We start from the raw sequence: 17,003 nt of genomic DNA, 5'->3' as shown, positions 1-17,003 counted from the left end.
TTATCGATTAATTGCCGCATCTATTGATAAATACACATAGTTACTAAATTTAGGGTTTGCGAGATGCCCCCCCTCAGCAATGGTTTCTAACAGCTGCTCATAAGTTTGTTTATCTGTATTATTACCAGCATAACCATAAAGTAAAATGTTCACCTTCTCTGCCGTAACGTCAGCTACAGGTTCCGCGAAAACACTACCAAACGATAAGTCAGGTATTTCACCTCGGATCCCTCCAGAAATTTGCCAATCAAAACGCGTTGCGGCTGCATCATCAACTAAAAAGCTAAATGACCAATAAACACGAGCAAAGCGACTGTCAGCACTACTAAAATCATAATTCAAATCAGAACTACTTACGAAATTTAGTAAGCTGTCTCCAATTTCATTTGAAATTTCAGGCAAAGCTGTTAGTTCAAAGCTACCGTCATTATCCACACGACTTCTAGCATAACTAGTGGTTCTCATAGTGCCACTTTCTATACTTTGTGATTCAGAATTTACTTGAACATGAAAATTATGTTCAGTTGCTGATGGGAATACATAAAGATATTCAGAGTTGCTAAGAAATGAAAAATCAATAAGGTGATATTGGTGCTCTTCTAAAAAATAACCTCGGGTGCTGGTATAGTCGATATATGGGTTATAATCAGCAAGAACTTCAACACCTTGGTGGATAAAATCAGACTCTTTTATTTCTATCGTATTTGAGTTTTTAGGGATTTCAATAATCGCGGCTTTTGCATCGTAGCCATATTTAGATTTAGCTTGAATATAAAGTTTATTGTCTTCAGGGCACACTGAATAAGTATCACCTAATGTCGTACCATTATCCAAACCTAAAGTGTAGTCATAGGAAATACTTCCTAATTGCGAAGTGTCAAGTTGATAATCTTCACAACTACAGTTTAAGCTAGAGTCAAAAAAACTAAAGGTACCTAAGTTTGAGCGTCCTTCAATATCTAGTTCAGAAGAAATAAACGTATATTTTTCAGCGTCTTCTACTGTCTCCCCCAAGATTGAGATGTGTTTAGTGCCTTTTGGAACCGTATCAGAGAACACTCCCTCTTCATTCGTTTTAGCAAAACCAATCGGTGAACCATTTTCAGCATGGAAGACAATATCGGCTTGGTAAGGTACATCAGAGCATCGAAAGCTATAATTGCGCGCTTTTAAAGATATTGTTTGTAAATCACTAGCTCCTCTGTCACCTAAACCTTGGTTTCCAGAGCTGCTTTCGTCTGATGAACTCCCCCCACATCCAGTCAATGCAAGTACGATAGCAGTGAGTAGAGGTAGCTTAAGAAATTGCTTCATTTATTAATCCTTTAAATTATAAATATTCAATCTTTATTATCCATATTTGTGTAATACGGTAGCAAGTTTTATTTTTCACTCAGTGTAAATGAACGTTAAGTTTTTGCAGCAATCAAAGCTTAGGTATAATTAGTTTTTCGACTCGATTTTGGTTTTTAAATGAAAAAGCTTTCTAAAGTACAATTAAAACAGCAAGCCCTTGTATTAAATGTTGCCGACGCCCTTGAAGAGCAAGGTCGCGCAGAACTTGAAGGCATGTTGCAATGCTGGTTTGATGTGGAATACCACTTATTCCCAGGCTCATTGCTATTATGTTTTCAATTTGAAAACCAGCAATCACTCGATGCAGCGACCCCAGAACTATTAAAATGGCAAAAACGCCTAAGTGGCGCAATGCTGAAAAAAGGCGTGATTTTAAAAGACATGCGCAGGCATTTAGTGTTTACCCTAAAAGGCCCAGACGATTAAATGGAATGAGTTGTGAGTTAGCAAGTTAGCAAGTTAGCAAGTTAGCAAGTTAGCAAGTTAGCAAGTTAGCAAGTTAGCAAGTTAGCAAGTTAGCAAGTTAGCAAGTTAGCAAGTTAGCAAGTTAGCAAGTTAGCAAGTTAGCAAGTTAGCAAGTTAGCAAGTTAGCAAGTTAAAAACACTAGAGTACCTACCACTAGTGTCAAGTAACTCGCTAACTCGTTGAGTTTTTAATCTGACTTCTAACGACTGATATCTAATAGCTCCATCTTTGTTCAGCGTTGAAACGTCTCGTATCTCGCAAACTTCCCCCTTTACTCTTTCTAACTCGCTAACTTATTCCAACACCTGCGTACTTAACGCCAGATAACAACGCCATATCTTTGTGCCACGTTGCTAGATCATTAGCATTAAACTTAGCTAAAGAGTCATGACCACATGCCCTCGCCATTACCGACATTAACTCAGTTGAAGCTTCAAAAAAGTTCTTTAATTGATTTGCCGACTTTTCAATATTTAGGCGCTGACGTAAATCTTGCTTTTGTGTGGCAATCCCTGCAGGGCAGTTATTGGTGTTACACATACGCGCAGCAACACAGCCGATTGCTTGCATTGCACTATTTGAAATCGCCACCCCATCAGCACCAAGCGCAAGTGCTTTTACAAAATCAATTGGCAAGCGTAAGCCGCCAGTGATGATCAAAGTAACATCACTTGCACCTTGTTCATCTAAGTACTTTCTTGCCCTGGCAAGTGCAGGAATAGTCGGTACGCTAATATGATCCCTAAAAATCTCAGGGGCTGCGCCTGTACCGCCTCCACGACCATCAAGAATGATGTAATCGGCACTCGCATCGAGCGCAAATTGAATATCTTCCTCAATATGATTAGCACTCAGTTTAAAACCGATTGGAATACCGCCCGTTACCTCGCGTACTCTATCAGCAAACTTTTTGAAATCGGCCGCACTGTGTAAGTCTTTAAATGTTGGTGGTGAAATCGCCGAAGTACCCGTTTCAATTCCTCTAACCTCAGAGATTTTGCCAACATTCTTATTGCCCGGCAAATGCCCACCAGTACCCGTTTTTGCGCCTTGTCCACCTTTAAAGTGAAAGGCCTGAACGTTCTTTAATTTATCTTCGCTATAACCAAAGCCTGCACTTGCTAACTCATAAAAGTACCGTGAATTGGCTTGCTGCTCTTCAGGAAGCATACCGCCTTCACCCGAACAAATACCTGTGCCAGCAAGTTCTGCTCCTTTCGCTAAAGATACTTTAGCTTCTTCAGATAAAGCCCCAAAACTCATATCAGAAACAAATAATGGAATAGCCAGCTTTAATGGCTTTTTCGCTCGCGGGCCAATCACAAGCTCAGTATTAACAGCAACATCTTCCATTAAAGGTTGCGTTGCCATTTGCGCCACCATTAGCTGTAAATCATCCCATTTAGGTAATTGATATCGTGGCACGCCCATCGACACCATAGGGCCATGGTGCCCAAGCTTAGATAATCCTTCACGTGCTAATTGATGGATAAGCTCAACGGTGGGCTCTTCTTTGGTTGCAGTAGCAACTGGCAAATCAGAGGCTTGAATTTGCACGCCTGGCCCTTCTTGACCAACTTGGCTTTTATCAAATTGTTTGTGACTGCCATCACAAAACGGCGCATTGGCAGTGTGCTTACATTGGCATAAATAGGCATCGCCCGACTCTTCTGCTGTAAATGCTTTGGGTTTGAAATCGGTTCCGGCATGTGAGCCATCACAAAATGGCTGGTTTTTAGAACGCCCACAGGCACAAAAATAGTATTCTTGCCCCTGCTCTAAGGTGACTTTTTTCGGCGAAACGGCTGCAATTATGGGTTTGCTCATTATTGTTCCCTCACGGTTGCTACATTACATTGCTATGTTCAAGGTACTGCGATTGAGGTAAGTATTAATTCAAGGCTTACTTGCTTTACAAAGGGTAGTTCAGCTCAGTTAAATAACGAGCTTTTAAGCGCCTAGAAGTTCACTTAGCTATCACTAATCGACTATATAACCGCAACAAGCAGCCAAGATATCAGCCATTTCGTATTTTAATGTAAGAGGTAAATCGGTTTGTAAGCCACAGTGAGGGGGATTTTCACAAAGAGGATAAGAGGCGCTGCGCTTAAGAGGAATTATTAAAAGCAAACTTCACAGATATAACCCATTGTAGATCGTTATTTATGGCGAAAAGCAACCGTTAACACTCACGGGCTGAAGCCCGACTTACAAATTACCTCTTTGATAATAACCATCGCGCGAAATAAATTTCACGCCTACGGGCAAGTTTCAGCTTGTTTGTTGGGTTTTAAATCTGATAGCTGATGGCTATATATGGCGCACAATCATCTAAAACTTATAGCTTAAAGCTCTTTTGATTTAATCTGATTTCTAACGACTGATATCTAATATCTCTATTTTTGTTCTGCGTTAAAACGCCTCCTACATCTCGTATCTCGTCCCTCGAAACTCGTATCTTTCCTCTTTACCCCTTTACTCTTTCCCCTTTACTCTTTCCCCCTTTACTCTTTCCCCTTGTAACTCGCTAACTTGTTGGGTTTCACTCCGTTCTAGCCAACCTACCGGCTGATGTCTGAAAGCTTTTACTTTTCCACCCCCTTTTGCTTCACATGCTCAACCAGCTCGGGAAAAAACGCTAAAAACACCGCGTCTAACTGTTGGTAGTGGCGAGTAATATCTTCGGCAGCTCCTGTAAAGTTGTTGGCAAAGCGAATTCGCTTGGCGATATTATCAAGGGCAAGGCCGACCCCATCCAGTGTTTCATATTCTTTAAACCAATCATTGTTGGTCATACTGATCACAACTTGCTGCATGCGTGAAGGCATCATGGCTTGGCGTGCATTTAAAAGACCATAACTGTGCTGTTTGAAATCAGCCAATGGTTGGTCATTAAAGCGCTGCCAATGCTGAATAAGAAAGTGATCGAACGCTACATCAATGGCGACACTTGCAAAGCGTTTACGTGCTGGCGAAAAGTACTGCTTAGCCTCTTTTACAAGGGGATGAGAGTCAGTAAACCTATCAACCAAATAATGATTTTCAAGGCCATTTTTAACCGCATTAGGTAACTGCCCTGAATACCGACGCCCACCAAAATCCCCTAGCAGATTACCAAAGTGTGAATCAGCCGTCGGTTGTGCTAAGTAAAGGTGAGCCAAGTAGTTCAATGCATTCTCTAAATTAAGTCATTTTATGCATTGTAAAAGAATACAGGTGAAAGGGTCTAGGGGCACGAGGTGCAAGTTAGCGAGTTAGCGAGTTAGCGAGTTAGCGAGTTAGCGAGTTAGCGAGTTAGCGAGTTAGCAAGATTGTAGCCGCTATTTTATATCGCGTAATCAAATGCCTGGTAAGCGTTATGCTTGCATGGCCCGTTTTAAATAGATCATCGCGCGAAATAAATTTCACGCCTACAGTACTAGGTGCTAACATCATAGCGATGGTTTTGGGTTGGAATACCTACCAATTTGACTTTTTTCGGCGTTAAAACGCCTCCTACACCTCACATCTCGTTAACTTTTCAATCTGATAGCTGACGGCTGAAAGCTGATGGCTCCAAAGTTAGGTTTCGCTCCGCTCTAACCAACCTACGAGCTAATGAATCAAGCACTGTAGGTCGTCATTTATGGCGACACATAATCGCTAACATTGACGGGCTAAAGCCCGACCTACATCTTGCTTCTGTGGTTTAGATAAGCATCGCGCGAAATAAATTTCACGCCTACAGTGCTAGGTGCTAACATCATAGCGTTGGTTTTGGGTTGGAATATCGGCGTTAAAACGCCTCCTACAACTCGAATCTCGCTAACTTTTTCGTCTGATAGCTGATGGCTCCAAACGTTGAGTTTCACTCCGCTCTAACCAACCTACCAGCTATTAGCCATAAAAATAACTCACCTTTATGACTTTAAATTAAATGCCAACATTACAAGAGCCGAAATGATCGCAGAAAGAGAAATTAACCGCATAATCAAAATAACTATATTACCTGCACCGCCTGAAGTTGTACCTCTGAATAGTAGTGGGTATTCGTAGAGTTTTAAAAGATACAGCACATCAAAAAGACCTACTCGCATACTATCTAGCGTAACAACATCGCCACTTTTTTGATGAATTTCACAAGCGTGTAAATTGGCCGTTTTTTCGTTCACAATATGGCCAGTTCTGCCATGCAAAGTATAATTAAAAATGATTTCTTGGATATCGTCCTTAGCGATTTGCAAAACTTTTGAAGCTTTGCCCTCTATTGCTTGCCTATCTATTTCGAGTGAATCTTTAGATATACTCATAACCCACTTACGACCAAATCCAAATTTGTTATAAATCACAATTCGCTTGATAACAAATACACAGAGATAACAACTCACACAAGTTACAAAAGCAGGTATCGGCTGCATCGTTTCTTGAAGCACTAGGCTCATTACAGCAATAGCGATAGTCATAAAGAAAAATAAAAATTCAGCTCCGCCCGACAGCACAGCTAGGCCCGGTAGCGACGTTAGTTTTGTATTAGAATCAGCCTGCAATACTGGCTTTTTATAGAAAGTTGAATACCTAAACCAAACTCGGTCGCTCAGGTTTAAATCTAGGGAGTGCTTCGAAAGTGGCTGATTATAATCCATTATTTAAGTTTCCATTTTTAAAACACAATTTTGCCATTACTTTCCCATTAAGCCAACCTGTCTACTTAATGGTACATTTCTCATACCTTCAAGCACTAAACTAACTGCCCAACAAAGTTAACCATATTGTGCGCTACAATTGGAAACACAAGGCTACCAGTCCGCTCTCTTAACCACAGCAAAATAAATCCATAACTCCCAGTTAATACGATTCTGAATACAGACAAATGCCACTCACCATCGATATACATAATCCCATGAACTAGACCAAATAATAAAACTAAAAGTAACCCAGCAATGTTTATTGGCGAGCCAAAAAAGTTGATGCGCGATGAAACAACAGCCAATGAAAAACAAAATAGTAAAACACCTCTAAACATTGGCTCTTCATCGAGTCCTGGGATAAAAGCTTGATAGAGTAGCGTTTCAAAATCGTAATTTGGTCCATCGCCTAGGCTAAGCGTTACAATAATCTGCAACACAACAAACAGGGTTAAAACAACGAGTGCAGGCTTAATAGAGCTTTTATTTTCCTAAAAGTAAAACCAGCATCCCTGATTTTAAAGTCATTTTTAAATGCTGCTAATAAAGCCAAAACCAAAGCCCAAAGAGAAATAGCGACTATTTTCCCTGACCAATTCCATTTGAGATCTGTAAAGATTAAATCTAGGGAAATGAGTTCTTTACCTTTAAATAAAGCTAAGAAATAGCAAAATAGAATTAACAGAGTAGCAAGCAACCAAGTTAGGTTTATAGTTACTTTATTGAATACTTTTAAAATTAAAACGAGGAATAGAACAACGCCTAAATTGGCAAGCATTCCAAAATACATATCTGGCATAACCGTCCTTGGTGAGCATGCAGCCCAAACTTTATTATTGTTTAATTTCTATAATAAACACAAAAACAACCTATTAAACAGATATTTGTTTGAGTTCAAATTCACATTGAGCATATTTTTATTTTCAAAGTATATTGAACCACAGAGTACATAGAGGCGCTTCGCGCTACGCAGAGAAAAACTGTAAATTACGCGGGGTAAACCCGCAGCTACCTGTTCAGCGTTAAAACACCTCGTATCTCGTCCCTCGAAACTCGCTCACTTGGGTATTTAAAATCTGATAGCTGACGACTGAAAGCTGATAGCTCCTTCCCCCTAGCAACTCACTAACTTGTTGGGCTTCGCTTCGCTCCACCCAACATACAATTAGAGCTATCCTTTACTCCCCCGCAAACTTTAACATTCGCGTTTGGTCGGTAAGCTCAATATCCACCAGCTCGAACGGAGCTTTGGCTGCTTGAGTGACCGCAAAAGGCATGGTGAAACTGCCGTAACTATCAATCTGTTTTGCTACTTCAACCGTTGCCAGTTTGATGCGCTCACCTTTATCACCTTTGCCTGTTAAGGTTGCACGAATAGCATAGCGGCCTGAGTCGGTCACTTGCACTGGCACCTTGGCTTGGTATTTATTATTGCCAAGCGCAGTGACTTTGGCTTTATCCATACTGATGGTTTGTGAGCTATGTACAAATGGCATTTTTATAGAGCGTTTTACCGTTTGGCCATTCACTTTAGTGTCTATACTGGCCTCAAGCTCATAGTAACCATTTGCGGCACCCAAAGTTTCAAGCGGGTAATTAAATAGAGCTTCACCATTTTCGTAACGTACATCTAGCTTTTCGCCATCAGGGCTTGAAAGCGTTAACTTCACATCACTATCTTTAAAACGCTTTTTACCCATACTAAGCTGCATAGCAACACGTTGTTGCTGATCTTTCACTTTAAACTGCGATTTAGCATGTAAAGCATTGCTCGAGCCTTTTTCAATCACGTGCAGCAAGTAGGTGTCATTATCGTTAAGCGCTTGGCTTGTTCTTAACATTGCTTTGCCATTTACCTGACCTAGCTTTAAGCCAACACTACCATCGCTAAATCCTGCATTTTCCATTTGCTCACGTGCAACCATGGCTTGCATTGGCATTTGTCTAAAGTTGTCATCTCGCACCGACAGCTTATCTAGCTGTAAACCATGAGGCTTAAATACTTCGCCACTATCAAAGCGTGCTTTTGGTGCAATGCGAATAAAGTTATCAGCTTGGTTTACAAAGACAGGCACACCGCGCTTAAGCTCTTTACCCGAAACTTTCTGCCAATATTCAACACTGTCTTTTTCAAGTGTTTGTAGTTGAGCGCTTGATGCTGGTTGAACTTGAGGAAACTGATAAACCGTTTGCTCATTAGCTTTCGCTGCTGTGCTTACAAGCACTATTGCAGCTGCAATTGTGGTTAACTTATTAATCATAGCGAGCTCCTAAATTCGGTTTTTAAGCATGTTTGGCAAGCCAAAACAGTTACGTCGACTTTGCTGATGACTCAAAGGCTCACCACCTTGGGTTCGTGATTTATCAGTAAACCACACCACCCCAGCTAACGACTGAGAACTGCAATTTAAAAAGCCATCTGAGCAGCTATCTAACCAGTTTTGCGTTACTTCAAGGCCCACTTGATTTTGATAACCCCCACAATAGCTGTCGCTATCCCATACCGCTGATTCAACATCACTGCCCACCACGGTTTCGAATCGAGATGGTAAACTTGGGCGGTTCGGTGTGCCATACAGCCACTGTGCGTTATACGATTCCATCCAAGATACTTGCTGTTGTTTTACTGCATCGCTGCCGTAACCTAAAAGCCAACCCAAGCTTTGCTCGAACGAATTACCCGCAATAACCGCATCAGCCAACGGCGTGCCACCACTTGAAGGAGCCAGAGCAATAGTACGCGTGACTTTGCTAATAATATTTGGATAACGGCTATCCCATGTTGGGTTAGATAAAATCCAACGCACCACATTGCCACCGTTAGAGTGAGTGATCAGAGTTAAATCAGTGATGTTTTTATTATTGATAAATGTAGTGAGCTGCCCTGCTAAACAGCCAGATGCCGCGTCTGCCCACATGTATTGATCAAAGTCACAATTAATGACCGTGTAATTACTACTGTTTGGTAAACCTTGACGAACCGTGTCGACAAAACTGCCTGTCCAATAGTCATTATACGCATCGCTTTGCTGGCCTGTACCGTGCACAAATGCGACTCCTTGCGCAGCAATAGCACTGTGGCTGATACCCGCTGCCAACATTAAAGCTGGCACTAGTGAGAGTGTTTTTATTTTCATGTGTGTTCCTGTTGATTGTCATTTTATCTATCAGGTTGGAGGAGTGACCTCCGACCAAAAACATAGACCAAACAGGTACGAAAGCAAGAATAAATTTACATTAATTTAACTTTTGTGCGTTTTTTAAGTACAAATTATTAGATTTTAGGAGAAAAAGTGGGGCGAGGTGCGAGGTGCGAGGTGCGAGGTGCGAGGTGCGAGGTGCGAGGTGCGAGATGCGAGATGCGAGGTGCGAGTAAACTTTCCTCTTTACTCTTTCTAACTCGCTAACTTTTCAATCTGATAGCTGACGGCTAAAAGCTGATAGGTCTTTTGTTCATCGCGCGAAATAAATTTCACGCCTACAGTGCTAGAAAAATATAACGATATACATTGCACAATGCGAAATAGTATCGCTGCACGAAAGTACTATATCCAGCCCTGTTTAAATTTCATACGTTGTAAATTAAATGTTAGACAGGAGAACACACAATGAAACGCCTATTGACGATGATTGCGCTTTGCGCAGGTATGAGCACAACTGCTTTTGCAGCATGTAAAGATAACGTTGTACTAGTACATGGTAATACCGCCTCCCCTTCGAGTTGGAATAACACAATCAACGAATTAAAACGAAAAGGGTATGTCGACAGTGAGATTTTCACCCCAGATTGGGGCTCTAAATCTTGCGCGAGTTGCAACGATCATAACGGCAGTGAAGAAACGCCCGTACGTAACGCCATTCTTACTGCAATCAACCAATCTTGCACAGGTAAGATTGATATAATCGGCCATTCAATGGGTGTCACACTCGCAGCCCAGCAAATTTATAAGCTAGGCATGGCATCAGATGTTGATACCTTTGTCGGTGTTGCAGGTGCCGCGCGCGGCCTGCTTAGTTGTGGTGTTTACCCATACAATGTGTGGAATAACACATGTGGTTACTATGGCTTATCGGTTGGCAGCCCATTATTAAATAGTATTTATGGAGAAGCATTAGGCGACAAAGTGTATTCAATAAAAAGCTACTCTGATCAAATCGTCTGCTCAACTGGCACTTGTTATGTGTACGGCATTCACAGCAGCCGATTATGGAATGAAAATGCCACCTACACTTACGTACTCGGCCACTTTGGTTTGCAAACTGACACGTATGAAAAACAAGTGAGTTTGATTCAGTAGCTGCAAGTTAGCGAGATTTTAGCAGCGATTTTATATCGCGTAGGAATGGTTATAGGTTATAGGTGCTAGGTGCTAGGTGCTAGGTGCTAGGTGCTAGGTGCTAGGTGCTAACAGCGTAGTGTTAGTTGTGCCTCCCCTATGACTTTTTTCGGCGTTAAAACGCCTCCTACAACTCGCATCTCGCAAACTTTCCCCTTTACTCTTTCTAACTCGCTAACTTTTCAATCTGATAGATCTTATGCTCATCGCGCGAAATAAATTTCACGCCTACGGATGAGCATTTCAATTTAACTATGCGCAGGCACAATCCAATCTAACTTCTGACGACTGGTATCTCTTTTTTCGGCGTTAAAACGCCTCCTACACCTCGTATCTCGTTCCTCGAAACTCGTACCTTTCCCCTTGTAACTCGCTAACTTGGGTATTTTAAATTTGAGAACGCGGGGTAAACCCGCAGCTACCTGTTCGGCGTTAAAACACTTCCAACAACTCGCCCCTCGTATCTCGTATCTCGTATCTCGCAACTCGCTAACTTATGCTTTTACGAACCATATAGCGCTTTCATCAATTGGCGCAGGTTCTTTTGATTAGTTTCCGTCTTAACCAGTGCTTTTAAACGGCTTTTCACCTCTGGTTTTGACTTCGCTTGTTGACTTAACGCCGATATAGCGGCGCTGCGAATATCTCTTGGGTTACTAGCGTCAGCAAAGGCGTAAATACTATCTACTTGTTCTGCGTCTAACTCATTATTACCCATTGCCTTTAAAATCGCCCCTTGCGTTTTACTATCAGTTTCTTGATTTAGTTGATTACTCAAGTAATTCAAACTGGTTTTACTTGGCATTTTTGCCAGTGCCTCTGCCGCATTTAGGCGTAACCTTGGACTGTCGCCAGCTAAATAATCACCAATAAGCTGTTGATGATCATAGTCACCACTATTACCCAGTGCGGTGATTAGGGCTGATGCTTTTTGCTCCGTTGCACTTGAACTTAATGAATCAGCTAACTTTTGTGTTAACTGAGTTGAAAACTCACTGCCCTGCTGATTTTTTGCAATCGCCCCCATTACCATTAAAGCACTATGAGCCAGCTTTGAATTTTCTTCATCAAGACCATATGACATGGAATACTCAAAAATCGCTTCTACCTGTATGTCCGTTAACGGCTTTTCACTGTATTTTAGCGCCATTAAACTTCTAAAGCGCTGATTTGGTGAAAATAAATCAGGCTCAACAAATACCTCTGTCAGTAATTGTTTTGAATTAACTGAGTCATGCTTACCTAGGTACATAAACAATTTACTTTCTAAGGGATCTGCAATTGATTTAGTTGAAATAAGCTCTTTTAAGCTCAGCAAATACTGATCATTGTCATAAAGAAATTGCAAAAGCGTTTTTCGGTCTCCCTCTAGCCAATCCATACTTTTTAAAGCAGTGATAAACGCTTCAGTATTTTTTAATGGTTGAGGCGGCGCTTTAGGGTAAACCCAATCTGTGCTTAAATTTTCCCATTGATTAGGGTCTTCGGGTAATTGTAGTAACCTTGCATCATCAGGTATCGATTGATTTGAGCGATTTAAACTTAGTGTTTGCAGTACCTCAATATTCATACTTCCATCACTACTACTGACTTGAATATGACTATTTCCAAGGGTTTTTGTTAACCAGCACTTATCGTTTTCAAAAGTAAACTCATCACTAATAATGTTCGCCGCTTCCAACTGCATTAGCTTTTTCGCAGCGTTAGTACTTTGCCTAGTGTCGGTTGGTTCTAAATAACTGAGTTTATTTCGCTTTAGTTTGTTATCAGCTAACACTGTGTAGAGTGATTTGTACTGACCAATATCATCTCGCTCTTTAACCCAATATTTATCCCCTTGTAAGTTTTCAGGGGGTTTTGCACGGTGAAAAGCACGGTATAAAGCAATCAGCTTTTGTTGATCGCCCACTTTTAATTTAGCGTTAAACCGATAATCTAAAACTTCACCTGAGTTATTGCTAATTTTCACAGCAAAAGGCACAGAATACTCATTGCTGGTACTCACTGTTTTATTCAACTTTGCTTGAGCTTGGTACAGCTCAAAACCCAACCAGTGAAATTTCTCTTCAACTAACAAAGGTCGGTAAATTAACCGCCCTTGCAAGTCAAACTGGCTTTTTGAGGGGTTATTCATCGAAACAATATTCGTATCTGCTTTTGATTGAAGTTCACCCCAAACAGTACAATGAGGCACTGCATAAGCGGCCGAAGCATAGCCTAATAAAGTGCCAAATAATAAACTCAGTTTAATTAAACGCATTATACCTTTGCCTTCAAACTAATAATTTAAGGTTGCTGATTCGTCTAAAATTGTCCAGCTTTTATCGTACAAGGTACTGGTATCGTAGATAGTTTGAGTTTTGGTTTTTGTCTTAATCTTGCAACACCACTTGTATTTAGGGTATTTCACATAAACATAAAATTCACCGGAAATAGCCTCAATATCATTTGTTACATCAATTCCTAAGGTTATTTTAGAATCAGTGATAGCTTTAGCTAAATCCGCATAAAGTGTGGCATTAAATGTATCTGCAATAATTAAGAAGTCGATACCAACACCGCCACTTGCAACGCCCAAATTTATTTCTGCGGTAGCATAAGCATCCATGCTGGCAGTAACAATATCTCCCCCTAAGTCAATTCGGCTATTGCTGTAAGCTAAACCAACACCTAAATCCAAGCTACCAGTGACACCTGCCTCCACTGTCACCGGAACAATCACAATGGTGAACGTCGTTTCAACCACTTTTTGTTCTTCGCTCCAGCTATATCCTAAAGACTTGTCTAAGGCCGTTAACGTGTCGCCCTCGTCAATTAAAGTGTCACCCAGCACACTAAAGTTTGCTGCATAAGAAATCTCACCATCACTTACATTTGCACTCGCTTCAGCGCTGGCACTAACCAAACTCGCTGATTTATCAAATAGGTAAAGATCTAAATCTGCTTCAACTAGCCCCTCGGCTGAACCACCATTACTAGAAGAAACATTCATATAGCTATAAAAAGAAGGGCTGATTGCCACAGCATCGCTGTCACCATAAGTAGCACTCCAACTGCCAACTTTGGCCAACGTTGTTGCTGTAGCAGCAGTAGTCTGCATCGCTGATACCGAAGCTATTGTTGTTTTATTACTATTTAGCTCTACCGATTCTGCAGTACTCACTTCATCATGATAAAGCGCATAAGGTACTTCAACGGTAATACTATTATTTTCGCTATGAGCTTCAATTTCATCAGAGTTGTCGTGGAAGGTAAATGTCATGCTAAAACTGTTTTCACCACCATCGTGATCAAAATCATCGTGTATCGCTTTTAGCAATACGCCATTTACTGCAACATCCCAAGGAAAGTAATGAGATTGCTCATGATCAGGAAACTTAATACGCATCGTCTCCATATAAGCTTGCGCTTGCTCATTCCATAAGTGAGCATGATAAGTCGTTTCGCCGATGGTTATTGTTGCACTGATGTCAGCCTCGTTGACTGAATTACCAAATTTGGTGGCATTAATAAAACCTATTAAATCAGGTACTTTCTGTGTTGGTTCACCAGTACCTGTGGTATCTCTTTTACCCGGGCCAGGAAAAATAGCAAAGCCGTCGCCCACTTTAAGTTTATCTAAAACAAAATCATGGTAATGACCATCGCTAATGGTGACTGAGCTATAGGTGCTTTCGTCACCAGACTCAATGCCACGGGATTTATTATCTGTAACATCAACTTCGTTTGAGATCACACCGCTTGTGTCAACAAAAGCGGCAATAATAAATTCACCCGATACGAGATCTTCATTTGGCAAAATTAATGTTGCCGTATGATTTTGCTCGCCTTCTTGTAACTGCTCGATATAAAACTCACCCAAATCGTAGCCATCAGGCTCATCTTCAGTTTCGAGTTCAGCGACTTTACTTTTTTCAATTAAAATAAATGAAACACCAACATGTTCATTCGTTAATAAGGTTGTTTCGGTACTGAAATCAACAGTGATCTGTTGCCCTGGTTGATAAACATCATCAGAGACTGGGGTCATAGATTTCAACGCTACATTAGCAACAGCTTCTTGTTCGGTAGAGTCATCATCAGAACACCCAACTATTGAAAGTAGGGATAAAGCCAACACAGCACTAATCCTTTTACACTGATTCATATCACGATTCCTAATTATTGATTTTAATTTCGACAAACTATTAATTAATAAAACTCATACTTCTACTCAAAGTCCGACCGACTTATTTTCGAAACGGTTAAGCTTTAACCCACCCAAATTGGGGTACAAAAGGTTCATATTTCAAAGGGTAAATCACAATAATGGATGAATTATGGAGGGATAAAAATTTTTAATAGGTGCGAGGGACGAGAAAGGAGATAATAGATATCAGTCGTTAGAAGTCAGATTAGATTGTGCCAACGCATACTTAAATTGGAATGCTCATCCGTAGGCGTGAAATTTATTTCGCGCGATGAACATAAGAGCATCAGCTTGTAGGTTGGTTAGAGCGGAGCGAAACCCAACATTTGTAGCTATCAGATTACGAACACAAGTTAGCGAGTTAGAAAGAATAAAGGGGAAAGAGGCGAAATTCGAGTCGTAGGAGGCTTTTAACGCCGAAAAAAGAGTTATTAGATATCAGTCGTTAGAAGTCAGGTTAGATTGTGCCTGCACATAGTTAAATTGAAGTGCTCATCCGTAGGCGTGAAATTTATTTCGCGCGAAATATATTTCACACCTACGGTATCGGGATTAGCCATAGCAAGGTACAGGCACAATCTAACCTAAACCTTATGACTTAAAGCTCTTTTGTTTTAATCTGATAGCTGACGGCTGATAGCTTCTTTCCCCTTTACCCTCGCTAACTTATCGAGTTTCGCTGTGCTCTACCCTACACGCTGTTATTAATACCCTTCAAACCTTGTTGCACAACCTATGCCTATGCACTCAACACGGCTGTCGAGTTCTAACAGCTCTAAATTATAGCTTTTGCTAACATCTACTTTTTTTAGTGGGTTATTAAAAAGGCTAATATCTACTAAATTTGCATGTTCACGTAAATCAATGTTTTTTAATTTGTTATTCGACAAAAAGAGCACTTGAAGCATGGGGTTTGCTGTTAAATCGATAGTGCTTAAGTGGTTATTACTGGCGTAAAGTGCAGTTAACTTTTTATTATGGCTTATGTCTAAAGCGCTAAGCTGGTTGGCATCTAGGTTTAGTTCGCTGAGCATCTTGAACTTGCTTAAATCTAGGTTTTTTAACTGGTTATTTGCAAGCTCAAGGTTACGAATACCACTCGGTATATTTACTTTTGTGAGCTTATTGCCCGACAGGTTAAGTTGATACAGTTCAGAATTAACAAGCGTCAATTCACCTGTCAGCTTATTATCTTTAAGATCAAGCCATGTAAGCTTACTGTTAGTGCTTACATCAAGCTTTGAAAGCTTATTGCCACTCAGCATTAAAGTCTCTAACTCTTCGTTGTTACTTACATCAATACTCGCAAGGCTGTTTTGGCTTAAATCAACATGGAAAAGCAGGCTGTTGTGGCTTATGTCGATTTCGGTCAGCTGGTTTGGCACTTTCTTATCGGCAGGTCTACTTGTAATGCCACCAATTTCACCAACTATGAAGCTATCCCCTTCATTACTGAGGACGAGTTTTGTTAAGTTACTAAAATGCTCAACCCCTTTGGCTGAAGTAATACCGCGATCTCTGCAATGTATTTTTGTCACCTCACCCACCGTTTTATAGCCACTTTCTTGTAAACACGTTAAGAAATTAGCATCTGCAACCACGCTCTCAATTGGTGTATCGTCATTAGCCGAAGCTCCAGCAACCCCAAGATTAAACACAAGCAAACAGGCCAAAGCCATGTTAATGCGCACAAAGTTCCTTTTTAGCATTATTTCACCTTAAAATTTCAACAACATAATCAGGTGGTTAATTAAGAGGTTTCACCACCCAACAACAAAGCATGCATAATACAGGTTATTTGATCCTCGTACCCATATAAATACAAAAATTCTTTCAAAGTTGTTTTTTAATGGATTCGCGCGAAATAAATTTCACGCCTACAGTGCTAGGTGCTAGGTGCTAGGTGCTAGGTGCTAGGTGCTAGGTGCTAGGTGCTAGGTGCTAGGTGCTAGGTGCTAGGTGCTAACAGCATAGTGTTGGTTGGTAATGGG

At 40.8% G+C, this 17,003-nt stretch carries 13 protein-coding genes; 2 read left to right on the top strand and 11 right to left on the bottom strand.

All coding sequences use genetic code 11. The features are described 5' to 3' along the window. Entirely contained in the window at positions 1-1,314 is a 1,314-nt protein-coding gene (locus AADY36_RS04415; RefSeq protein ID WP_342408558.1) for a hypothetical protein, read from the bottom strand. A gap of 159 nt (positions 1,315-1,473) precedes the next feature. Between AADY36_RS04415 and AADY36_RS04410 the strand changes: the two genes are divergently transcribed. Next, on the top strand, positions 1,474-1,782 hold the full coding sequence (locus AADY36_RS04410) for a hypothetical protein (RefSeq protein ID WP_058585610.1): 309 nt from the start codon (positions 1,474-1,476) through the stop codon (positions 1,780-1,782). A 328-nt stretch (positions 1,783-2,110) separates the two neighbouring features. Here the strand turns inward: AADY36_RS04410 and AADY36_RS04405 are convergent, their stop codons facing one another. From AADY36_RS04405 to AADY36_RS04375, 7 genes are all read right to left on the bottom strand, one after another. Next, complete coding sequence (locus AADY36_RS04405) at positions 2,111-3,649, bottom strand: glutamate synthase-related protein (protein ID WP_054560744.1); 1,539 nt, start codon at positions 3,647-3,649, stop codon at positions 2,111-2,113. Between the two features lie 758 nt (positions 3,650-4,407). Further along, a complete protein-coding gene (locus AADY36_RS04400) occupies positions 4,408-4,992 on the bottom strand; it encodes an acyl carrier protein phosphodiesterase (protein WP_342408557.1) in 585 nt (194 codons plus the stop codon). Positions 4,993-5,721: 729 nt separating this feature from the next. Next, positions 5,722-6,444, bottom strand: coding sequence for a hypothetical protein (locus AADY36_RS04395; RefSeq protein ID WP_054560746.1), 723 nt, complete (start codon positions 6,442-6,444; stop codon positions 5,722-5,724). A 95-nt stretch (positions 6,445-6,539) separates the two neighbouring features. Next, positions 6,540-6,926, bottom strand: a complete 387-nt coding sequence (locus AADY36_RS04390; RefSeq protein WP_342408556.1) for a CPBP family glutamic-type intramembrane protease — start codon at positions 6,924-6,926, stop codon at positions 6,540-6,542. A gap of 11 nt (positions 6,927-6,937) precedes the next feature. Further along, complete coding sequence (locus tag AADY36_RS04385; protein ID WP_342408555.1) at positions 6,938-7,285, bottom strand: hypothetical protein; 348 nt, start codon at positions 7,283-7,285, stop codon at positions 6,938-6,940. Positions 7,286-7,664: 379 nt separating this feature from the next. Continuing rightward, complete coding sequence (locus AADY36_RS04380; protein WP_054560748.1) at positions 7,665-8,747, bottom strand: DUF4785 domain-containing protein; 1,083 nt, start codon at positions 8,745-8,747, stop codon at positions 7,665-7,667. 9 nt (positions 8,748-8,756) lie between these two features. After that, positions 8,757-9,623 carry a hypothetical protein gene (locus AADY36_RS04375; protein ID WP_055198075.1) on the bottom strand — a complete coding sequence of 289 codons (867 nt, stop codon included), beginning with the start codon at positions 9,621-9,623 and terminating at the stop codon, positions 8,757-8,759. Positions 9,624-10,094: 471 nt separating this feature from the next. Here AADY36_RS04375 and AADY36_RS04370 point away from each other — a divergent pair, with 471 nt between their 5' ends. Beyond that, positions 10,095-10,784 carry an alpha/beta fold hydrolase gene (locus tag AADY36_RS04370; protein WP_054560750.1) on the top strand — a complete coding sequence of 230 codons (690 nt, stop codon included), beginning with the start codon at positions 10,095-10,097 and terminating at the stop codon, positions 10,782-10,784. A gap of 541 nt (positions 10,785-11,325) precedes the next feature. Here the strand turns inward: AADY36_RS04370 and AADY36_RS04365 are convergent. From AADY36_RS04365 to AADY36_RS04355, 3 genes are all read right to left on the bottom strand, one after another. Beyond that, the gene (locus tag AADY36_RS04365; protein WP_342408554.1) at positions 11,326-13,083 is read right to left on the bottom strand and encodes a HEAT repeat domain-containing protein; all 1,758 of its coding nucleotides are present in this window, start codon (positions 13,081-13,083) and stop codon (positions 11,326-11,328) included. Positions 13,084-13,101: 18 nt separating this feature from the next. Beyond that, on the bottom strand, positions 13,102-14,970 hold the full coding sequence (locus AADY36_RS04360) for a hypothetical protein (protein ID WP_342408553.1): 1,869 nt from the start codon (positions 14,968-14,970) through the stop codon (positions 13,102-13,104). 746 nt (positions 14,971-15,716) lie between these two features. Further along, positions 15,717-16,721 carry a hypothetical protein gene (locus tag AADY36_RS04355; protein ID WP_342408552.1) on the bottom strand — a complete coding sequence of 335 codons (1,005 nt, stop codon included), beginning with the start codon at positions 16,719-16,721 and terminating at the stop codon, positions 15,717-15,719. Between the last annotated feature and the right edge of the window lie 282 nt (positions 16,722-17,003).

This window comes from Pseudoalteromonas sp. D15MCD-2, from assembly GCF_038562745.1.
Classification (GTDB): domain Bacteria; phylum Pseudomonadota; class Gammaproteobacteria; order Enterobacterales; family Alteromonadaceae; genus Pseudoalteromonas.
This window is presented reverse-complemented; position numbering and strand designations above follow the sequence as displayed.

What these genes read in the sequence shown, in the direction of transcription:
- AADY36_RS04395 (WP_054560746.1), bottom strand. Translation starts at nt 6,444, where the DNA reads ATGGATTATAATCAGCCACTTTCGAAGCACTCCCTAGATTTAAACCTG.
- AADY36_RS04410 (WP_058585610.1), top strand. Translation starts at nt 1,474, where the DNA reads ATGAAAAAGCTTTCTAAAGTACAATTAAAACAGCAAGCCCTTGTATTA.
- AADY36_RS04370 (WP_054560750.1), top strand. Translation starts at nt 10,095, where the DNA reads ATGAAACGCCTATTGACGATGATTGCGCTTTGCGCAGGTATGAGCACA.
- AADY36_RS04415 (WP_342408558.1), bottom strand. Translation starts at nt 1,314, where the DNA reads ATGAAGCAATTTCTTAAGCTACCTCTACTCACTGCTATCGTACTTGCA.
- AADY36_RS04380 (WP_054560748.1), bottom strand. Translation starts at nt 8,747, where the DNA reads ATGATTAATAAGTTAACCACAATTGCAGCTGCAATAGTGCTTGTAAGC.
- AADY36_RS04405 (WP_054560744.1), bottom strand. Translation starts at nt 3,649, where the DNA reads ATGAGCAAACCCATAATTGCAGCCGTTTCGCCGAAAAAAGTCACCTTA.
- AADY36_RS04355 (WP_342408552.1), bottom strand. Translation starts at nt 16,721, where the DNA reads ATGCTAAAAAGGAACTTTGTGCGCATTAACATGGCTTTGGCCTGTTTG.
- AADY36_RS04365 (WP_342408554.1), bottom strand. Translation starts at nt 13,083, where the DNA reads ATGCGTTTAATTAAACTGAGTTTATTATTTGGCACTTTATTAGGCTAT.
- AADY36_RS04360 (WP_342408553.1), bottom strand. Translation starts at nt 14,970, where the DNA reads ATGAATCAGTGTAAAAGGATTAGTGCTGTGTTGGCTTTATCCCTACTT.
- AADY36_RS04385 (WP_342408555.1), bottom strand. Translation starts at nt 7,285, where the DNA reads ATGCCAGATATGTATTTTGGAATGCTTGCCAATTTAGGCGTTGTTCTA.
- AADY36_RS04375 (WP_055198075.1), bottom strand. Translation starts at nt 9,623, where the DNA reads ATGAAAATAAAAACACTCTCACTAGTGCCAGCTTTAATGTTGGCAGCG.